Here is a 19,005-nt window from a genome sequence, read left to right on the forward strand (position 1 = left end):
TTAATATCCCTTTCTTTGAAATCGGTCGTTACTATTGCCAACGATGGGGTGGTTATTTGTATAAGTAATTGATGTGAATGATTTTGCACATCTTTTTATCAAAAAGGTCGGAATCTTTTGAATTTGGGAAATAACATCTTGTAAATTTAATATCGTGTATGAAAGATGTTTTCAGATTAGTAAACCTGGTGAATTTGTCTTCATAAATTAAAATGTGTCTACGGTTTGGGTTGTAAAAAGCACCGTCAAATTTTTGATCCAATTTTCGTAAGTCGATCAGTCTACTGTACGAAATAAAATGTTGATCAGACTTTCTAAATATTCATAATAATTAATTACATGCATATTCATTTTGCTGCCTCGGGATGTCCATATTTTAAGATTTACAGATTACCGGCAATTCTATTTTTCAGTCTCATATTATTAATTAGTAAAAATTCAATGGTCCACGCTCAGCAATATTTAGATCCTTCCTTAACAACAGAAGAAAGAGTAGATGACCTGCTCTCACGAATGACACTTGAAGAGAAGGTTGGGCAGATGACTCAACTCAATATCACCCAAATAAATAATGAAAGGGTACAGAGTGATGTGAATCTGAATGCAGAAAAAGCGCGAAATCTGCTAAAAAATCATCACATCGGTTCGTTCCTGAATGGTGAGGCTGTACCTCCTGAGCAGTGGCTGGACTATATCAATGGGCTTCAAAAAATAGCTGTAGAGGAGACCCGGCTGGGTATTCCAATTATATATGGTATTGATCATATGCACGGAGCAAGTTATTTAGAAGGCAGCACTATTTTTCCACATAATATCAATCTTGGTGCTACTTTTAATACCGAACACGCTCGGCAAACCGGCAGAATTACGGCTCTTGAATCCGGAACACTGGGTCATGTGTGGAACTTTGCACCGGTATTGGATTTGGGAAGAAATCCATATTGGCCGAGATTTTACGAAACCTATGGTGAAGACCCTCATTTAGCTTCTGAAATGGGCCGCTCGTTTGTAGAAAGTTATCAGAGCGATCACGATCTTTTCCCATATAAGTTAGCGGCTACCGGAAAGCATTTTCTCGGATACTCTGTGCCAAGATCAGGCTGGGATCGTACACCGGTTGATCTGTCTATGCAGACTATCCATGAGTTTCATCGACCATCATTTCAAGCAGCGATTGATGCCGGTATGAAAACCATGATGTTAAACAGCGGTGAAGTGAATGGAATCCCGGTCCACGCATCCAAAGAGTTGCTCACAGGTTTACTCAGAGATGAAATGGGATTTGAAGGTGTGATTGTAACGGACTGGGCAGATATTGGAAAACTTCACAATTTTCACAAAACCGCCCGGGATTATGATGAAGCTACCCTGCAGGCCATCGAAGCCGGTATTGATATGAGCATGACGCCGAATTCCCTGGATTTTAATGAAAGTCTCTTAAAACTGGTCAATAACGGATCGGTAACCGAAGAACGGCTGAATGAATCAGTCAGGCGAATTTTGAAGCTCAAATTTGAGCTGGGGCTATTCGAACATCCGTACCCATCCGGTGAATCACTTGATGAAATTGGCAGTGATTCTCACAAAACCTTTGCTTTGAAGGCAGCAGAGGAGTCGATGGTGCTGTTGAGAAATGATGACAATGTATTGCCACTATCAAAAAGTGTTGAGAGGCTGCTGGTTGTCGGACCAACGGCTGAGAATAAAAGAAATCTGGCCGGTGGCTGGACGCTTGCCTGGCAGGGTACGGCTGAAGAGCGTTATCCCGAATCGATGAAAACCATTGCTGATGCAATAAGAGATGAATTCCCGAATACGGAGGTAATCAGTATGGAGTCGATCGGAAAAAAATATTCCAAAACAAGGAAAGAGTTCAACGAATTGGCTGAAAGTTCGGATGCAATCATAATAGCTGCCGGGGAAGAGCCCTATACGGAGTTTGTAGGCAATATCACGAACCTGAAACTGGATGAAGATCAGCTGGATATGATCGAAGCGGTCAACGAAACGGGTAAACCGGCAGTGCTCGTCTTAGTTGCCGGACGCCCAAGAGTGATCAATGAAATTATATACGAAACGGAATCTATAATCTGGGCGGGTCTGCCGGGTTTTGAAGGGGCCGAAGCGATTGCACACGTAATTAGCGGTCAGGTAAATCCAAGCGGGAAACTGCCTTTTTCCTATCCGCAGTTTGTGGGACACTTTATTCCATACAATCACAAGCCCAGCGCCGCATACTATTTTGATGAAACCGTTGCCAATGACATTGTCGTGGACAGTGAAGCTCATACGATCTGGGAATTTGGTTATGGCTTAAGCTACACCGATTTTGATTATAAAAATCTGGAATTAAGTGAGACAACTTTAGATGTAAATCAGCAAATTACGGCTAAAATATCTGTGACCAATACGGGCAATCGTACCGGAACAGAATCCGTGTTGTGGTACCTGACCGATGAAGTTGGACGAATTTCAAGACCGATTAAAGAACTGGCTCATTTTGAAAGGGTTACACTTGAGCCTGGCGAAACGAAGGATGTGACACTCACCATTGATCCACAAACACATTTGAGCTATCCGGGCTTTGATGGTAAACCGATTCTGGAAGAGGGAGATTTTACACTTCGAGTAGGTTCAGAAAAAGCAGAATTTTATTTACAAAAACCGCTTGACTGAGATAAGATTGAATAGGAGTACTGAGGTTGTAAAAGCATAAGGCGGAGTTTTATTTTTCTCCGCCATTTTTATAGATAATCTGTTTTGTACTTAAGTAACGTGAGTTCGATGTAAAATCATTGACATTTTGTAATGTGAGAAGTCTCCTCCTTTTTCAAGGAGGGGATTTAGGCTGACATTACCCATACAATCTTGGAATCATTAAAAATGATATAAAGTACATCCACAGATTAAACTGTTTCCCTTATTCCTTTTGGGCCGCCAAAAGGAATCAAAAACTCCCGGGCGGTGATTGCTTCCGGGCCTGGTTTGCCCGCGCGGTTACACAACATCGATTGCTCCCAGGGGAGCCGATATTGTGATGTCTCCCGCGCTTTGATGCAAACCATGCTACTCCTCCACCAATCAAGGCCGGAGGGTTCTTTCTCTCTTTTAAAAAAGGTTGAGTGAATAGGTTGCTCCTGATTTTTCCATCACAAAAAAACGATATAATGTATTGCCTTTAATGCATTTACAATACTAAAATTATAAGTATATGGGTAATGTCAGGGGATTTAGACCTGCCTTCGCTGAAGCTTCTGAAGGCAAGTGTGGTTGAATTAGGTCAATGAGTTAATTTCTTAATAATAAATCCGCATTGAAATCTAAAAATCACCCTCGTTCAGTCCTTATGGAATGGAGACACTTTTTCAAATTCTTATCCCGAACTCACGTTAAGTAAATGAATGCATGAACTTTCCATCAATTAAAGAAGTCCCGAATAGCATCCTGAATCTGTTCCGCACCGCTTTCGGCTGCAGCTCTCAGCGATTGGTTAACCACTTTCTCCGCGATCTCCTTGATCACATCTTCAACGGCCTGTTGAGCACCGCCACGACCCAGGTCATTCAGCTCGATCTGTGCAATTTCGACACGGGCCGACCGCTCGCCTCCAATCTGTGTGTATAGATCCGCACTTCCCTCAGTCATAATAAAATGCTCGATCACAAGAGATTTTTCAGATGCTTCTCCTGATGATACAGACTCGATGTTATTCATAATAGTGCGCAGATTGTTTTCAGGCATCTTCTGCTCCACATATATTGAAGGTGAAACGACTTTAATATTCCGTACTACGATTTCGTCCTTGAATAGAGAAAGAATATTTAGTTCGATGCTAAAATCATCTATTTCCAGAGCGTAATCTTGTTCAAATCCATCAGGATTTTCTACACGAAAACCGCTTATGGTTCCACTGCCTGAAAAAGGAGAGATTGACACCCTTTCTACAGTTACGGCGGTTCCCGTCATTTCAGAACCAACGGTTTCGATACCGGTTTTAACGATGGAGTCGACAGACATGGTGAGCACTAAAAAACCGATCAGTAAGATTGCCAATATTCCACCCAGTCCAAATTTTATAGCTTTACTCATTTTTTAAATGTTTAGTGAATTGATTCAGGGATTGATATCTGTATTTTAAGTCGTTTGTTTCAAAGTAGTAAATAGGAGAACGCTTTTTTTTAAAAACTTTTTGGCAAAGTTAAGGATGGAAGAAAAAAACCAATATCAGTTGGAAGAGGATTTAACGGACACAAATATGTTCGGAATGTCGTTGCTCTCCTTTCTTTTTTATCTAGGTCTCTCTCTGATTCTAATCTACATTTTCCATGAAGACGGTTTTCGGGAAATCTTTGAGCACGGCTACTCCATTACTGTTCAAATAGCAATTGGTATAAGTGCGGGTATTGCTGCGGCGCTTGTGGTTATGTATCTATCTTCCAGATCTCCGATTGCAGATGTACTGGACGATTTTGCTCTTTTCAGGGTCATCGCCAATACGAAATTTTCACCTTTCGACAGAGTTCAAATCTCACTCTTTGCCGGTGCTGGGGAGGAGATCCTGTTTCGCGGAGCGATCCAGCCCATACTCGGTATCTGGATCACCTCTATCATTTTCATTGCCATACACGGCTATTTTAAGTTTAAGTCGGCCGGACACATTCTGTTTGGATTGATGCTCTTTTCCCTGAGCATGATGCTGGGTTTTCTATACGAATTCTCAGGACTTATTTCAGCAATGGCTGCACATGCCATATATGATTTGGTGATGCTGGAGTGGGCGAAGAGGAGGAGGGGGAAGGATTAAGAAATTGAAGGTCTGTTTCTTGCAATAAGTACTCAAATTCGTGTTGTCCATTACAGGATAGACTACAAAACAGCATATCACTTCATATCTTTTTTTCGATTGGTCCCTCTCCAGGCGCTTAACTTTAAAGGCTCTTAATATTCGGGTAAATTCTGCCACTTTTGTTAGAGTACTTATACCTTTAATCCGATTGAAGTTAGAGAACACTATTTTTTGGTTTAAAGAAGTTCGGATAAATTATAGACAGTCAGTAAGGATACAAGTAATTCTAGTCCTTATACAGAGAGCAATGTATAAAACTTATTGAGAGAGTTGAAAAATCAGAGATAAGATTGAAATCATCGAAGTAGCGTGTGAGCAACGCTTCTCAACAAATCAACAGAGGATTTTGGCTGATACCCAAAATCCTCTTTTTTTTGCTAATTTGTTTCAGATCCATAGCCATTCAGCCTGCCGGCGTGTGCTTTCCTGTCGCCCGCTTTATGAAAGTGAAGCCGTCTGTCCGGATCATTGGACATACCTACATAGTAGGTTTCTTTAATTTCAGAGCGGAGTATGTAGAGGTAATGTTTCATAAAACAAAAAAAGCCAACCAACTTGTGTTGATTGGCTTTTTGATTATTGGTGAACCCTTACACTATCCACATAATCTTGGAATCATTATAAATGTTATAATTAAACCCCACCTACTCATGTTTCTCTTATTACTTTTGGACCGCCAAAAGTAATCAAAAGCTCCCGGACGGTGATTGCTTCCGGGCAAGGTTTGCCCGCGCGGTTACACAACATCGATCGCTCCCAAGGGAGCCGATATTGCGATTTCTCCCACGCTGTGATGCAAACCATGCTAATCCTCCACCAATCAAGGCCGGAGTGTTTTCTTGCTTTTCCAGCTTTTTACTTTCTGCTCAGCTGCAAAAGCCTCTTCTTTTGTTCCAAATGCTTGGGTATACACAATCTTCCAGGGACGAAAACGACTTGTGTGCGCTTTCCTGTCATCAGTGTTATGAAAGTGAAGTCGCCTGTCCGGATTGTTGGACATACCTACATAGTAGGTTTCTTTAATTTCAGAGCGGAGTATGTAGAGGAAGTATTTCATAAAACAAAAAAAGCCAACCAACTTGCGTTGATCGGCTTTGTGCTCCCTAAGAATTTATGGAGAACCTACGCTCCGACAGCTGTCGGAGTAACAGTCAACGGCTCTGCCATACTACAGATAATCCTCGATATTGATCTCGCCATCGACAAGCAGCGAATCATCTTCTTGCTTTTCCAGCTTATTACTTTCTGCTCAGCTGCAAAAGCCTCTTCTTTGTTCCAGAATGCTCGGTATACACAATCTTCCAGGGACGGTATCGACTGGTGTGAGATTTACGGTCGTCGGTATTGTGGAAGTGAAGTCGCCTGTCCGGATTGTTGGACATACCTACATAGTAGGTTTCTTTAATTTCAGAGCGGAGTATGTAGAGGAAGTATCTCATAAAACAAATAAAGCCAACCAACTTGCGTTGATCGGCTTTGTGCTCCCTAAGAATTTATGGAGAACCTACGCTCCGACAGCTGTCGGAGTAACAGTCAACGGCTCTGCCATACTACAGATAATCTTTGATGTTGATCTCGCCATCGACAAGCAGGCGAATCATCTTCTTGCTTTTCCAGCTTTTTACTTTCTGCTCAGCTGCAAAAGCCTCTTCTTTTGTTCCAAATGCTTGGGTATACACAATCTTCCAGGGACGAAAACGACTTGTGTGCGCTTTCCTGTCATCAGTGTTATGAAAGTGAAGTCGTCTGTCCGGATTGTTGGACATACCTACATAGTAGGTTTCTTTAATTTCAGAGCGGAGTATGTAGAGGAAGTATCTCATAAAACAAAAAAAGCCAACCAACTTGCGTTGATCGGCTTTGTGCTCCCCGGGTAGGATTCGAACCTACGACCAATTGATTAACAGTCAACTGCTCTGCCACTGAGCTACCGAGGAATAAATATGTCAAAATTTTTTAGCACCATTGATTCGAACCTGCGTCCCGACCACTGTCGGGATAACAGTTCCCGAATTCTCGGGACTCTGCCACTGAAGAGCGACAGTTATTCAACACGTTTGATTGTGTCGAACGGGCACAAATATAAGGCGTTGTTGTAACCTATGTCAAGCGATGTTTAAAAGTTTTTGAACTTTTTTTAAATAAAAAAAGCCGCTTTTAAAAAGCGGCTTTAAAGTCGTGTAAACGTACTTATTATACTTTGCCGGAATTCTTCATGTCCTGAATTTCTAGACGAATTTCCTGAGAAACTTTTTTGAGATCTTGCAGTTGCTTACGTGCTCTTGTACCGGCTGCTTTATTTCCCTTCTCATAAAACTTGTTCATGTCGTCTTCCAATTCGGCAATCATATTTTTCACTTGTTCAATTCTGCTCATTATAACTCCTTTTGTTAGTTAACGTTAATGCAAATTATTGCTAGAATTCGCTACAAAACTATATAACCGTTGGTAAATGGGCAAATAAAAAACTGAAATTTTCCGTTTTATTTACAATTAAACCCATTTTCTAATTATTTAACCCGGATTATTCACCAAGAAATTTAAGTGTGAACAAGGCGAAGTGGAAATGGTGACGGAAGGGTACTGAGGTACCCTGAGTAAGCTATTTTTACTTTAACGTCGTGCACAGTAAAATTTCGCAGCTACAACCTAACCCAAAATTTGAAATATTATAAATCATGTAAATGATTAAATAACAATATTATAACACCTTATTATATACTTCTTCGTGAATAATCCGGGTTAAGGTCATTTACTCAGCAATGTTTCCTCATTACGGGCCTTCATGAAATGGATATTTGATTGACTTGGTGTTATGGATCTTAATTTCGATAGATTGATGTAATATCTAAGAGATAAAGCTAAGTGAAAACGAATGGCTTGAATTTTAAAACGTATCAGGAGTATTCAATTGGACTTTATGATTGAAGCTTCTAAAACTCTCAGGTACATGTTTTTCTAAAAATGCCGAATCTTTTTCGGCCGGTATGATGCTCATTGGAAAGTCACCTTTAATAAACGAAGAACTCTCATCCGTGCTAAACAGGATGATATTTTCGAAATCAAAACTCTTCTGAAATGATAGCGCCATTTCGGGCAAGGAAAGTGCCTTGGGTGAGTTCCTCGAGAGTTCTTCTGCCAATCCTGATATCAACAGCATTGGCTGCGATGGAAACTGTCGAACCTGATCCTGATTAATTCGAATCTGGTCGTCCTTCAACTTAATCAATGATTTTTGATGGCCATTCACGCCAATGGTTGAGACACCCTGGTCTGCAAAAAGAGCAATCAGTCTGTGATTTAAATCCTTAATGGCTCTTAGTCTTGCATCTTCCCGCATCATACCGGTTTGAATGAGCCGGTCGGTATACTCACTGTCGCTGTGGATAATGATACCGCTCTCTTTTTTTTGAGCAAGTGATCTTGCAAAGGCGGTTAAAAACATTCCGTTATCGAGATGGTCGTAGTCTAATACTGCTAAAAAATTCATTTCTTTCTTTTTATTGAACTGCTGGTAAATCCGTAAGGAAGCAGATCTTTTACAAAATGTGTGGATGAGGTTTGGTTTCCGTGGTGAAGTATAACTTGCTGACTTGGCATAATGTCAGACAGTACTTGACGGCAAGAGCCGCATGGGCTGATGAAGTCACCTTTGGGAGCATAGATGTGCATTCTGTGGAGTTTATCGCCGTAGCCGGCTGTTATGGCCCTGCTGATGGCTGTACGCTCCGCACATAGCCCCAGGCTCCAGGCACTTACTTCAATATTCACGCCGGCAATGTAACCATTGTCAGTTTCCAATAGTGCCGTTACGGGAAAATCGGAATGGGGAGTAACGCAGTTATTTGTCAAATCCTGTAGTGTAGCCATCAGGTTAATATCGCCTTTGATCAAGGGATCAAACAGGTCGGGTGAATCGGGAAGTTTGTCAATTCGTTTGATGTTATACTCATGTTTCCAAAAATCGAGAAGTTCCGAAACCGGTTCGTTCTGAAAGATGGATACGGGACGGTCATCATTAGCGAGACAACTGCAGATTGCAGCACGCACTGCCGAAATGGTAAGTGGAAAAGAGATATTCTCAATTCTCGTTCCCGGATAGAACAATCCCGATTTGCCTTCAACCAGGCAATACTCTTCAATTTCGGAGAAGGGCGCGTAGCTGTTCATAAGTCGATAAATTTAGTGTTCAATTGCCTGCATGACAGTGTCTGCAATTTTAGCTCGAACTCTGCTGATTGAACTACCGTATGATCTGTATGGATGAACACGGTTTGTTAATATTATGATAGCAATTTCTTCGTCAGGATCGATCCAGAAACTTGTACCTGTAAATCCGGTATGGCCAAATGAGTTCGGGCCGGTAAGCTGCCCCGCAGTGCTGAAGCCTTCGCTTTTCCGATCAAAACCGTAAGCTCTCTGATTGATTGGGGATCGACGCTCTGTGAAACGTTTGATGGTTTCAGGTTTTAAGTAATCTACACCCGCAAAATTACCGTCATTTAAAAACATGTAAGCAAGTTTAGCCAGATCATCGGCAGAGGAGAATAGTCCGGCATGACCGGCTACACCGTCCATAAACCAGGCCCGTTCATCGTGAACTTCGGCCTGAACCAAACCATCTCGATAAGTAGTGTCAATTTCTGTGGGCGGAATTCGATTGCTGAACCAACGCCCAACTTTTTTAGGGTTGAAGAAGCTGGATTTCATTCCCATGGGATAGAAAAAGTTATTTCTAACAAATCGATCGACCCGAAGCCCGGAGACTTCCTCAACAATTTCAGCAAGCAGTATAAAACCGAGATCACTATAGACATATTCCTCACCGGGCCGGTTGATCAGTGGCTCATTCCGAACGGCATGAATAATTTCTTCACGGGTTTTGAGCTCGTCCACATAGACCTGAAAAGCCGGCAGGCCTGAGGTGTGAATAAGCAGCTGCTCGATGGTAATTTCGCGCTTCTCATCGGTATCAAACTCGGGGATGTATTTTGCAACCCGGTCCTGAACATCTATTCGGCCGTCATCCACCAGTTTCATGATGGAGGTAGTGGTGGAGATCACTTTGGTCAGGGATGCCAGATCGTAAACGTCATTGTCTGCAACTTTACGGGTTTTGTCATAGTCGTGGTAACCGTAACCCTGCTGCCAAACCATCACGCCTTTCCGCATCACGCCCACAACACCACCTGGGAAAAACTGAGTCGTCGATTGCTTCCTGCATTACCATATCGAGTTCAAGCAGTTTTTCTGTGCTCATACCGGCTGACTCAGGAGTGTCAAATCTTATGTTGGACTGATTGAATTCCAACCCGTCGCTAATGTCATACATGCCGGGAATAGTGATCGGTAGTTTTCCGGCAACCTCCGAGGCTCCAAATAGTGCGGGAACAGTCTGGCGAACCTGATTGCCGTTGGATGACCAGGCCATCACATGGGCGTCAGCGTTGGGTAGATCACGAACCACATATGGATTTCCAAATGCAATCAAAGCAGATGGGCTTGGCCTGCTGATAATCTGTCTCAAAAACTGAAGCTGTTCAGGCTGAACCTGAATGGGCTGATGAGATCTGACAATAATGAAGGAGCCGATCAGTATCAGATCTGCTTCGTCTGCAGCGTCAAGAATTTCACTTTTTTCTTCCAGACTGGTCCTGAGGTCTAAAACATGAAAATCAACGTTTCCATGATATTTTCGGAGCTCGCGTGCGAATGAAGTACCCGTAGATCCTGACTCATCATCCGCCAGGGCAATCGCCAGAATTTTCAGGTGATCCACTTCACGGATTGGAAAAATATCCCTGGAATCTTTCAGAATGGTTACTGAGTTTCGGGCGATACGATCTGCAATACTTTGATAGACCGGTGTGTTGATGGATCTGCTTAAATTCTGCAGGTCAACTTTTGGATTTTCAAAAGAACCATGTTCCTTTTTAAGCTGTAAAATTTTCCGTACTGACCTGTCAATTCTCTCTTCAGAAAGTTCCCCTCGCTCTACAGCCAGCTCCAGCTCGTTAATGGCCGCCATTTCGTCCGGACTGATAAGCATCATATCCACACCTGCTTTCAAGGAATAGATCACCGCTTCGCCGGGAGAGTAGTTCTCGGCAATACCTTTCATCTCCAGCCCGTCCGTTACAATCAGGCCTTCAAATCCGAGTGAGTCGATCAGAATGTCGTTAAGGATAGATTTATCCATTGTTCCCGGCAGATTTCCGTTTCGGCTGATGTTGGGATAGGCGATATGGGCGCTCATTACGCTTCTCAAACCGTTGTTGATGGTCTCCCTGAAGGGCTTTAATTCAAGGGTGTCGATCCGGGAAAAATCGTGATAAATGACCGGCAGTGCGAGATGGGAGTCGACATCCGTATCACCGTGTCCCGGAAAATGTTTTGCAGTAGCCATCACGCCTTCACTTTCAATTCCGTCAATCATATACTGCCCAAAGAACGAAACCATATCAGGATCGGCTGAAAAAGAGCGAACATTTATGACCGGATTTTCGGGGTTGTTGTTTACATCCAGAACCGGTGCAAAAATCTGATTCACACCCAGCGCTTTAGCTTCCCGGGCAGTAATTTTTCCTTTCAGATATGCATTCGAAGCATCGGCCGTTGCCGCAATTCCCATGGCAGGAGTAATACGCGTTGTGCCACTGATCCTCATCGCGGCACCAAACTCCATATCCTGAGCAATCCAGAGCGGAATTTTTGAATAATCCTGCAGTTTATTGGTCAGCATCGCCTGACCGTACACATCCCCCTGCATAAAGATGATTCCGCCCAGATGGTAGTTTTCAATCAACCGTTTCAGGCGCAGGTACTGAGGGTCTTTACTGTTTGTAAATCGGCCATAAGCCGGTGAGACAAACAACTGCCCGATCTTCTCCTGAAGTGTCATGGACTGAAGGAGAGAATCGATATCCGTTGGTTCTGCTAAAGGTTGAGCAGGAGCAGATACCTCTTCTTCCGGTTCAGGCAGTGGAGGTTGTTCAGCCGCAGATCGATACGATTCCGGTTCTGATGTTTTGCAGGATGAAAATATCAGAAACAGGGAGAAAAACAGTAAATAGGAAGTTGGGCGTTGACTAAGAGAACCGGTTTTAGTTGATAAAATCATAAATTTGATTTGGCAAATAGGGTGCAGATGTCGTTCAGTTTATTGATTGCTTAACGCATTGGTGTCAAGTGCATTGTCTGATAGCTCGTTTCCTGGAAAAAAGTACTGTCGCGATAGATGTAGCGATATCTTCCCTCCAGCCACATGTCGGTTTGATCGCCGTAGTGGGTAGATAATGGATTACCGGATTGGCCGGTTGGAAGTACGGACAAACTTCGTCCGGGAGAAGAAAAATCGATGATTCTTCGAATAGATGGTCCCAGGTTCACTTCAAATGGATCCGACCAGTCATATTGAGCTTTATTTACCGTCAAGGCATTACCCCGCACAGGATAGGGACCCTTGCTCATCAGGTTGGTTACGATCATTTTTAAAATTCCCGGTGCATTCGGATCTTCTGCGGCTTCGGCAAAAAGCGGAGGTTTCAAGCTAATCTGGTTTACATTTTCCCAACGCCAGTTGATCGTTTCCTCTCCAAACATTTCCTCTAATTGCGTAACCGCTTCAGCCATGCTCAGCAGTACAATTTCTTCGCGGTTTTCAAATTCCTCGGTTTGCACAATGTCGAAAAAGCTGCTGTTGTATGTAAGAAGTCTGCTCATAACTTGTATCGGCAGATAATTCAAGGAAATTAGCGCTTCATAGGCCTCTTTGCCCAGGTCATCTGTCAGCGTATTCCGGCTCACATTCAGAAAGAAGAAATCAAAAATTGTGGCAGCGGTTGAGTTGGGGTGGTAGTTGTAATCCCAGTTCTCGAGGTAGGTGAGAACGGTTGAAAAATCGTAGTCTGAATCAGAACGAAGCATGGGCAAAATCTCTTCAGTGATTTCCCGGGCATGATCCGAAAAAGCATCATATTGCAGTTGCTGTACATCCGGGACTGACAATGAATCTGTATCTTCCAAAAAGCGGGTGATTCGTGATATGCGTGAAGGCGGTGCCCAAAAAGATCCGATGTAGTGTCTGTAGCTATCGGTGTGGTGTTTGTTATTGGCATGAGCCACAAATCCGGATTCAGGATTTTTAAGTTGGGGCAGCTCATTAAACGGAATCCAGCCGTTCCATTGGTAGGAGGGATCATCACCGCTCCTGAAGAACAGAGGATTGTAATCGCGGATAGGCACGTTTCCGGCACTGAAAAGGGCTACGTTTCCATCGGCATCAGCATAGGTGAAATTCATTGCGGGTGATCTGAATTTTTTTACAGCTTCTTCAAACTGATCCATCCCGGACGCACGATTCATCTCATATATCGCTTCACTTTCCTGGCTAACTTCGTGTCCCGTCCAAGCCATAGAGACCAGGTTATCTCCTAAAAGCTCTTCATTATCGTACAGATCACTGATAACAGGCCCATTTTGTGTATGACGAACACGGTACAGAACGTCATCTCCATCTTTCACTTTAATCAATTCGTTTCTATACCGGAACGGTTCGGTTACAGGAGTATCGCCACTGTTGTCTGTAACGTAACGGTCTGAATTTTCCTCATCCGTTTGTTCCACGAAGAAGTCCAGAACATCTGCCATCATGTTTGTAATGGTCCAGGTTAGGTCACCGTTGTCACCCAAAATAATGAAGGGTGCTCCCGGAATGGACGCTCCGGTGATGGATTGTTCCGGAGTGTTGTAGTGCATTTCGAACCAGAAACCGGGTATACTTAATCCCATGTGGGGATCACCCGCCAGAATGGGAAGGCCGGATTCTGTTTTCTCTCCACTCACCGCCCATGCATTGCTTCCCCATTGTGATCCCTCCATCTTGAGAAAGGATCGCCGTTTTTTCTCTGTGGAAATCATAGGCATGATGGCAGATGCTATTTGCCGGCTTTGAGTGTCATTCAGAGTGGTGGGGTAGCGGTCGTTATATTTCGGAAACAGCTCATCTAATTGGTTTGGCTCCATTTTTCCTTCCAGATAGGCGTAGGCCAGTTCACTCCACCAGTAGATGTTCTGATCCCAGGCCATCAAGCGCGTAACGGCAAATGTATGAGTCGGTGTCCATTCAATCGGCTCCATTTCGAGAAGCGTAAATTCTATGGGTAGATCACGGGCGTTTTCCCGCGCATAGTCGTTCACGCCGTCGGCATACTTTTGAATCAGGCGAACAATTTCAGGAGACGCCTCTTCTTCAATTCGCTGAGCCGTTTCCCAGAATCCCAGTGTTCTCTGGTATTTATCCATCTCAACCAGCTCTTCGCCCAAAAATTCAGCAAACCGTCCTTCCGCTGCCAGTTGCTGAAGGGTCATCTGCCACAATCGCTCCTGAGCATGGATGTATCCGGCGGTGTAGTACAAATCCTCTTCAGATTCAGCATAGATATAGGGTACACCATAAGGATCCCAGTGCACATCAACGGGACTATTCAATCCATTCAGCGAGAGTGTGGAGTTATAATCGGGTAGGGGTTTATAAAACGTCCAGTAGACACCTATGATGGCAAATCCGGTAATCAGAAAAAGCAGTAAGAGCAAGATCCTTAGAAATGTTCTCATAGTGTTCAGTAAAGAATTAGCCTGAATTATTCACAAATTTTAGAAGAAATAATTTAGAAATATATATAACAGTAATTAACAGTTATTTAAGTTATTGAGCTCAATTTTCGTCAGGAGTACTCTGCGAAATTTAACTGTATGCTGCGTTGTCTCATAAATGGTGTACTCAACGTCCCGACAGCTGTACGGGACGTTTCCGCCCCCATTTCCGGGACGCCTTGCATACCGCCAAATTTCTTGGTGAATAATCCAGGTTAGAAAGTTTTGCCAATATAGATTGAAAATTCCGTTCAAAATACATACTCTCAAAGCCATATGAAATGCTATTTAAAGTGAGTTCGATATAAGATCCTGGAATAAATGATCCTCCTGAATTAAAATGGAGGCTTCTTCTTTTCTTATCTTTACGTTTGAAAGGCGATTCAATTTTTAAATCAATTAACTGAAAAAGGAGCTATACCATGAGTGAGATTAAAAAAGTAGCGGTTATCGGTGGTGGAACCATGGGTAACGGTATTTGTCACATTTTTGCCATGAACGGTTACGATGTGAACCTTGTAGAAACAAAAAAAGAGTTTGCAGAACGAGCGCTGAATACCATCGACAAGAATCTGACGCGGATGGTCAATAAGGAGAAAATTTCTGAAGTTGATAAAACAGCAACTCTCGAGCGAATTCAGACACATCTGGATATTGCTGACGGAGTTAGAGATGTGGACCTGGTTGTGGAAGCCGTTCCTGAAGTTTTTGACCTCAAAAAGAAGATATTTACGGAGATTGATAAGAATGCTCCGGATCACGCAATTCTGGCAAGTAACACATCCTCAATATCCATTACAAAGCTGGCAGCTGTAACCAAACGGCCGGAGAAATTCATAGGGATGCACTTTTTTAATCCCGTACCCGTGATGAAACTGGTTGAGGTAATCAACGGTTTGGAAACAGCTGATGAGGTAACCGAAGTGATAATGGAGACTTCCAAAAAGCTGGGCAAGGTTCCGGTTCCGGCCAACGATTCCCCCGGATTTGTTTCAAACCGTGTACTGATGCCGATGATTAACGAGGCGATCTTCTGCGTGTACGAAGGAGTAGCTGAACCTGAGCACGTGGATGAAGTGATGAAACTGGGAATGGCGCACCCAATGGGACCGCTGCGTCTGGCTGACTTTATCGGCTTGGATGTCTGTCTTGATATTCTGAACGTACTCTATGACGGATTCAAAGATCCGAAGTACCGACCCGCTCCGCTGCTCGTAAAAATGGTGGATGCCGGAAAACTTGGAAATAAAACAGGCGAAGGATTTTTTAAGTACTAGTCTTGAGTCATGAGATTTGAGACCTGAGTGTTTAGAGGAAAGGTGCAGAAGAATCCCCTCTTGAGAGGGGAAAGGGTTGAATGAAAACGCGAAGCGTGATTCATTTAATCGAGGGGTGTGTTAGTAGGAGCAAGATACGTGGAGCAGTTCAAATAATAACGGTGAGCTCATGCTCAACGCGGAACACACCTCTGAAGCTAATGCTAAACGCATTATCTTCTGTCTCCTCCTGTCCTCCAGAGCCTTGGCGAAGGCGGGCTCAAAAGTAGAGGTGCAGGATAGTCCCCTCTTGAGAGGGGAAATGAAATGGTGAAAGCGCAATGCGCGGTTCACCATTCGAGGGGTGTGTAGATTAGTAGCTCAAATTTAAAGACGCTGACAGGAACCTCCTGATGTCGGTACGCTGTCAGGTCACAATTCAACATTCAACATTTTTCATTCATAATTCAACATCCAAATAATGATCGATCTCCGCAGTGATACCGTAACCAAGCCAACCCCCGAAATGCTGAAGTTTATGACGGAGGCAGAAGTTGGAGATGACGTTTTTGAGTCGGATCCTACCGTCAACGCCTTTCAAAAGAAGATGGCGGAGATGTTTGGCATGGAAGCCGGACTTTTTGTCCCAAGCGGAACAATGAGCAATCAGCTCTGCGTGTCTGTATTGACCCAGCCGGGAGATGAAATCATCATAGATGAGCTGGGACATATTTTCAACTACGAGGCGGGTGCGGCGGCTCATCTCTCATCAGTTCAGATTCGTCCGGTGAAAGGCGTTCGCGGGAAGCTGAATCGTGAGGCTGTTAAGGGAGCCATCCGAACCTACAATGACTGGGATCCTCATACGCGGGTAATCGCCGTGGAAAATACGACTAATAAGGGGGGAGGTGCCTGCTACAGCAAGGAAGAGCTGATTGCACTGAGCAATCTGGCCGACGAGCACGGACTCTACTTTCATCTGGACGGGGCCCGAATCTGGAATGCCATAACCGCTACCGGAGTTGAGCCGGAGTTTTTTGGGTCCGTAGCCGATACCATCTCCATCTGCTTCAGCAAGGGGCTGGGCGCACCGGTGGGGTCAATGATGCTGGCGTCTGAAGATCACATCAAAAAGGCGAGAAGGCTTCGAAAAATGTGGGGCGGGGGAATGCGTCAGGTCGGATTGCTGGCAGCAGCTGCTGATTATGCCGTAACCCATCATCTGCCACTGATGAGTGAAGACCACCGACGAGCTAAAATTCTGGCTGAAACCGTTTCAGAACATCCGGATTTAGAGATTAATCTGGATACGGTAGAGAGCAACATTGTGATTTTCGACACGAAAAAAGAGCCGGCGGTTGAGGTACTCAAAAAGTTTGAGGAGCAAGGTGTGGCGATGATTCCGTTCGGACCGAACACCATCCGGGCAACATTTCACTTTCAGGTGGGAGAGGAGGACCTGGAGAAAGTGCTGGATGTGGTGAGGGGTTATAAAGGTTAGATAAAGATCTTTTGAAGATTACGGTTTTAGGTAGATCAGTTTTACCATTTTGAGCAACAAATGTGTTAAAAAATGGATTTACTCTAACTTAAAAACAACGTCAGGTTTGCCGGATCATGCTAACGAAATAGAAATAAGTTAGCATGTGGAAAGCTTTTGCTTTGACTTACTAATCTTGTTTATAAATCAGCTGCTTTTTCGGCAGAGGTGGTGATGCCGCGTATCATGGCTGAGCTGAATCCACCATGTTCGAGCTGGTTTAACCCGGCAATGGTACAGCCTTTCGGCGTGGTAACCCGGTCGATTTCATACTCGGGATGCTGATGATCCTGAAGTAGTAATTCGGAAGCCCCTTTTGCTGTCTGAGCCGCCATCTTGATAGCTTGATCGGCATGAAATCCTATCTCTATTCCTCCTTGTGCCGCGGCCCTGATTGCTCGGAGGAAAAAGGCGATTCCGCAAGCGGCCAGCGCGGTGGCGGACGTCATCAGCTCTTCGTCAATAATCTCAGTATCTCCCACGCATTTAAACATCTCTATCGTCTGCTTCATGGCCGGATGCTTGGTTGGTCCGGCCAGGCAGGTCATGGATTCTGAAATGGCAATCGCCGTATTGGGCATAGCCCGCACAATGGGTACATCCTCACTCACATAGTTACGGATTTTGCTTATTGTCCAGCTTGTGGCAACCGAGATAAGGGTGTGTTGATCGGTAAGCAGAGGTGATATTTCACTGAGAACATGTTGCATGTGGTGAGGCTCAACTGCAATTACAATTACCTGAGAAGATTGTACGGCCTCAATGTTATTATCCGTAACAATACAGCCACGCTCTTTGAATGCTGAAAGTTTGTCCGGGTTACGCCGGGTTAAGGTGAGGGAAGGTGGTGAAATAAACTTGGAATCCAGTAGCCCTTTGGCAAGTGCGGAGCCAATATTTCCAACTCCCAGAATAGCGATAGATTGTTCTTTTTTCATGGAGAGAATACATTAAGAATTTAATATGATGTGCTTTAAAATAACCACAATCGCTGAAGATGAAACAGATTCTTCAGGATTATTGAGGTTACGTTCACAAAACTGCTTTTTAGAACCTCGGAGCTCTGTATTAATTAAGTCCGGTGACTGAATTAAATCGTGGTTCAGAAGCTGTATTTGAGTATTTAACGGTTTGGTGCATAAGTGGCTGATCAAAAATGTAGCCAAAGCTCTTATGGTAATCCAATTCGATTGATGCGAATGATATGCTGGATGCAAGCTCATTTTCTTGGAATCAATCCTTTTTCTTGAATAAGGGGAATGGCCGCTTCAGCCATATCCCTGTAGTTATGTCCTACTCCCTCTGCATATTTGAGCTGCCAGCCCAGAGTTAGGCCATGGTTTGCTGCATCACATTGAGCTGCCTCGAAAATATTCTCCTCTTTGCGGCCTTGATTCTTCCTGTTTCATCGCCTCCGAACGTGTTCAAAAACCACCTTGATCCGGTTTATCCTCCGGTCCAAGAAATATCACGAGCGGGGTGTAGTTCCTGCACTGTTGGAGCACCCAAAATGCCATAGGGATAGTTCTGTTTACTGTCGGGAATGGTGTACCATCCGGGGTTAGCGGCAATAGCCAGGTCGAAGCGAGCATCCGGCTTAAACATCACCATTCGATGGATAAACTGGCTGAAACAGTCAAAACTCATTTATATTAAGACAATCGGCCGGCGTTCTGCTGTAACACGCTTTTTAAAACTATAAAAGAGGC

General features: G+C 43.9%; 17 protein-coding genes and 1 tRNA gene. 4 read left to right on the plus strand and 14 right to left on the minus strand.

The genetic code is table 11. The annotated features are described in order from the left end of the window. Nucleotides 1-441 precede the first annotated feature (441 nt). Nucleotides 442-2,676: a glycoside hydrolase family 3 N-terminal domain-containing protein gene (locus U5K35_RS11620; protein ID WP_322571631.1), complete on the plus strand. Its 2,235-nt coding sequence runs from the start codon at nt 442-444 to the stop codon at nt 2,674-2,676. A 741-nt stretch (nt 2,677-3,417) separates the two neighbouring features. On the opposite strand, the gene U5K35_RS11625 is transcribed toward U5K35_RS11620, so the two are convergent. Then, nucleotides 3,418-4,089: a hypothetical protein gene (locus U5K35_RS11625; protein WP_322571632.1), complete on the minus strand. Its 672-nt coding sequence runs from the start codon at nt 4,087-4,089 to the stop codon at nt 3,418-3,420. Nucleotides 4,090-4,189: 100 nt separating this feature from the next. On the opposite strand from U5K35_RS11625, the gene U5K35_RS11630 reads away from it, so the two are divergent. Further along, nucleotides 4,190-4,804, plus strand: a complete 615-nt coding sequence (locus tag U5K35_RS11630) for a type II CAAX endopeptidase family protein (RefSeq protein WP_322571633.1) — start codon at nt 4,190-4,192, stop codon at nt 4,802-4,804. A 419-nt stretch (nt 4,805-5,223) separates the two neighbouring features. Here the strand turns inward: U5K35_RS11630 and U5K35_RS11635 are convergent, their stop codons facing one another. The 11 genes from U5K35_RS11635 to U5K35_RS11680 all read right to left on the minus strand — a co-directional run bounded on the left by U5K35_RS11635 (nt 5,224) and on the right by U5K35_RS11680 (nt 14,461). After that, the gene (locus U5K35_RS11635) at nt 5,224-5,379 is read right to left on the minus strand and encodes a GIY-YIG nuclease family protein (RefSeq protein ID WP_322571634.1); all 156 of its coding nucleotides are present in this window, start codon (nt 5,377-5,379) and stop codon (nt 5,224-5,226) included. A gap of 287 nt (nt 5,380-5,666) precedes the next feature. Then, nucleotides 5,667-5,903 (minus strand): GIY-YIG nuclease family protein, encoded by a 237-nt coding sequence (locus U5K35_RS11640; RefSeq protein WP_322571635.1) that lies wholly within the window; start codon nt 5,901-5,903, stop codon nt 5,667-5,669. Between the two features lie 181 nt (nt 5,904-6,084). Next, nucleotides 6,085-6,285, minus strand: coding sequence for a GIY-YIG nuclease family protein (locus U5K35_RS19725; protein ID WP_416221613.1), 201 nt, complete (start codon nt 6,283-6,285; stop codon nt 6,085-6,087). Between the two features lie 111 nt (nt 6,286-6,396). After that, nucleotides 6,397-6,669 carry a GIY-YIG nuclease family protein gene (locus U5K35_RS11645; protein WP_322571636.1) on the minus strand — a complete coding sequence of 91 codons (273 nt, stop codon included), beginning with the start codon at nt 6,667-6,669 and terminating at the stop codon, nt 6,397-6,399. A gap of 42 nt (nt 6,670-6,711) precedes the next feature. After that, nucleotides 6,712-6,783 (minus strand) — tRNA-Asn (locus tag U5K35_RS11650). A gap of 256 nt (nt 6,784-7,039) precedes the next feature. Then, nucleotides 7,040-7,222 (minus strand): histone H1, encoded by a 183-nt coding sequence (locus U5K35_RS11655; RefSeq protein ID WP_322571637.1) that lies wholly within the window; start codon nt 7,220-7,222, stop codon nt 7,040-7,042. A gap of 511 nt (nt 7,223-7,733) precedes the next feature. After that, a complete protein-coding gene (locus U5K35_RS11660) occupies nt 7,734-8,336 on the minus strand; it encodes a hypothetical protein (RefSeq protein ID WP_322571638.1) in 603 nt (200 codons plus the stop codon). Next, nucleotides 8,333-9,016 carry a cytidine deaminase gene (locus U5K35_RS11665; RefSeq protein ID WP_322571639.1) on the minus strand — a complete coding sequence of 228 codons (684 nt, stop codon included), beginning with the start codon at nt 9,014-9,016 and terminating at the stop codon, nt 8,333-8,335. The genes U5K35_RS11660 and U5K35_RS11665 overlap by 4 nt, the downstream gene beginning before the upstream one ends. A 12-nt stretch (nt 9,017-9,028) precedes the next feature. Beyond that, the gene (locus U5K35_RS11670; protein ID WP_322571765.1) at nt 9,029-10,018 is read right to left on the minus strand and encodes a serine hydrolase domain-containing protein; all 990 of its coding nucleotides are present in this window, start codon (nt 10,016-10,018) and stop codon (nt 9,029-9,031) included. Beyond that, nucleotides 9,966-11,966: a glycoside hydrolase family 3 protein gene (locus tag U5K35_RS11675; RefSeq protein WP_322571640.1), complete on the minus strand. Its 2,001-nt coding sequence runs from the start codon at nt 11,964-11,966 to the stop codon at nt 9,966-9,968. The genes U5K35_RS11670 and U5K35_RS11675 overlap by 53 nt, the downstream gene beginning before the upstream one ends. 50 nt (nt 11,967-12,016) lie before the next feature. Then, a complete protein-coding gene (locus tag U5K35_RS11680) occupies nt 12,017-14,461 on the minus strand; it encodes a penicillin acylase family protein (protein ID WP_322571641.1) in 2,445 nt (814 codons plus the stop codon). Between the two features lie 470 nt (nt 14,462-14,931). On the opposite strand from U5K35_RS11680, the gene U5K35_RS11685 reads away from it, so the two are divergent. Together U5K35_RS11685 and U5K35_RS11690 are read left to right on the plus strand one after the other, a co-directional pair. Continuing rightward, a complete protein-coding gene (locus tag U5K35_RS11685; RefSeq protein WP_416221632.1) occupies nt 14,932-15,777 on the plus strand; it encodes a 3-hydroxyacyl-CoA dehydrogenase family protein in 846 nt (281 codons plus the stop codon). A 460-nt stretch (nt 15,778-16,237) separates the two neighbouring features. Continuing rightward, a complete protein-coding gene (locus U5K35_RS11690; protein WP_322571643.1) occupies nt 16,238-17,257 on the plus strand; it encodes a GntG family PLP-dependent aldolase in 1,020 nt (339 codons plus the stop codon). A 179-nt stretch (nt 17,258-17,436) separates the two neighbouring features. On the opposite strand, the gene proC is transcribed toward U5K35_RS11690, so the two are convergent. Beyond that, nucleotides 17,437-18,234, minus strand: a complete 798-nt coding sequence (gene proC / locus U5K35_RS11695) for a pyrroline-5-carboxylate reductase (RefSeq protein ID WP_322571644.1) — start codon at nt 18,232-18,234, stop codon at nt 17,437-17,439. A 508-nt stretch (nt 18,235-18,742) separates the two neighbouring features. Continuing rightward, a complete protein-coding gene (locus U5K35_RS11700) occupies nt 18,743-18,943 on the minus strand; it encodes a hypothetical protein (protein WP_322571645.1) in 201 nt (66 codons plus the stop codon). Between the last annotated feature and the right edge of the window lie 62 nt (nt 18,944-19,005).

This window comes from Rhodohalobacter sp. (assembly GCF_034521535.1).
Lineage (GTDB): Bacteria > Bacteroidota > Rhodothermia > Balneolales > Balneolaceae > Rhodohalobacter.

Coding starts and splice junctions, on each gene's coding strand:
- U5K35_RS11620 (WP_322571631.1), top strand. CDS start 442: ATGGTCCACGCTCAGCAATATTTAGATCCTTCCTTAACAACAGAAGAA.
- U5K35_RS11680 (WP_322571641.1), bottom strand. CDS start 14,461: ATGAGAACATTTCTAAGGATCTTGCTCTTACTGCTTTTTCTGATTACC.
- U5K35_RS11670 (WP_322571765.1), bottom strand. CDS start 10,018: ATGCGGAAAGGCGTGATGGTTTGGCAGCAGGGTTACGGTTACCACGAC.
- U5K35_RS11635 (WP_322571634.1), bottom strand. CDS start 5,379: ATGAAACATTACCTCTACATACTCCGCTCTGAAATTAAAGAAACCTAC.
- U5K35_RS11645 (WP_322571636.1), bottom strand. CDS start 6,669: ATGAGATACTTCCTCTACATACTCCGCTCTGAAATTAAAGAAACCTAC.
- U5K35_RS11665 (WP_322571639.1), bottom strand. CDS start 9,016: ATGAACAGCTACGCGCCCTTCTCCGAAATTGAAGAGTATTGCCTGGTT.
- U5K35_RS11640 (WP_322571635.1), bottom strand. CDS start 5,903: ATGAAATACTTCCTCTACATACTCCGCTCTGAAATTAAAGAAACCTAC.
- U5K35_RS11675 (WP_322571640.1), bottom strand. CDS start 11,966: ATGATTTTATCAACTAAAACCGGTTCTCTTAGTCAACGCCCAACTTCC.
- U5K35_RS11655 (WP_322571637.1), bottom strand. CDS start 7,222: ATGAGCAGAATTGAACAAGTGAAAAATATGATTGCCGAATTGGAAGAC.
- proC (WP_322571644.1), bottom strand. CDS start 18,234: ATGAAAAAAGAACAATCTATCGCTATTCTGGGAGTTGGAAATATTGGC.
- U5K35_RS11700 (WP_322571645.1), bottom strand. CDS start 18,943: ATGAGTTTTGACTGTTTCAGCCAGTTTATCCATCGAATGGTGATGTTT.
- U5K35_RS11625 (WP_322571632.1), bottom strand. CDS start 4,089: ATGAGTAAAGCTATAAAATTTGGACTGGGTGGAATATTGGCAATCTTA.
- U5K35_RS19725 (WP_416221613.1), bottom strand. CDS start 6,285: ATGAGATACTTCCTCTACATACTCCGCTCTGAAATTAAAGAAACCTAC.
- U5K35_RS11690 (WP_322571643.1), top strand. CDS start 16,238: ATGATCGATCTCCGCAGTGATACCGTAACCAAGCCAACCCCCGAAATG.
- U5K35_RS11660 (WP_322571638.1), bottom strand. CDS start 8,336: ATGAATTTTTTAGCAGTATTAGACTACGACCATCTCGATAACGGAATG.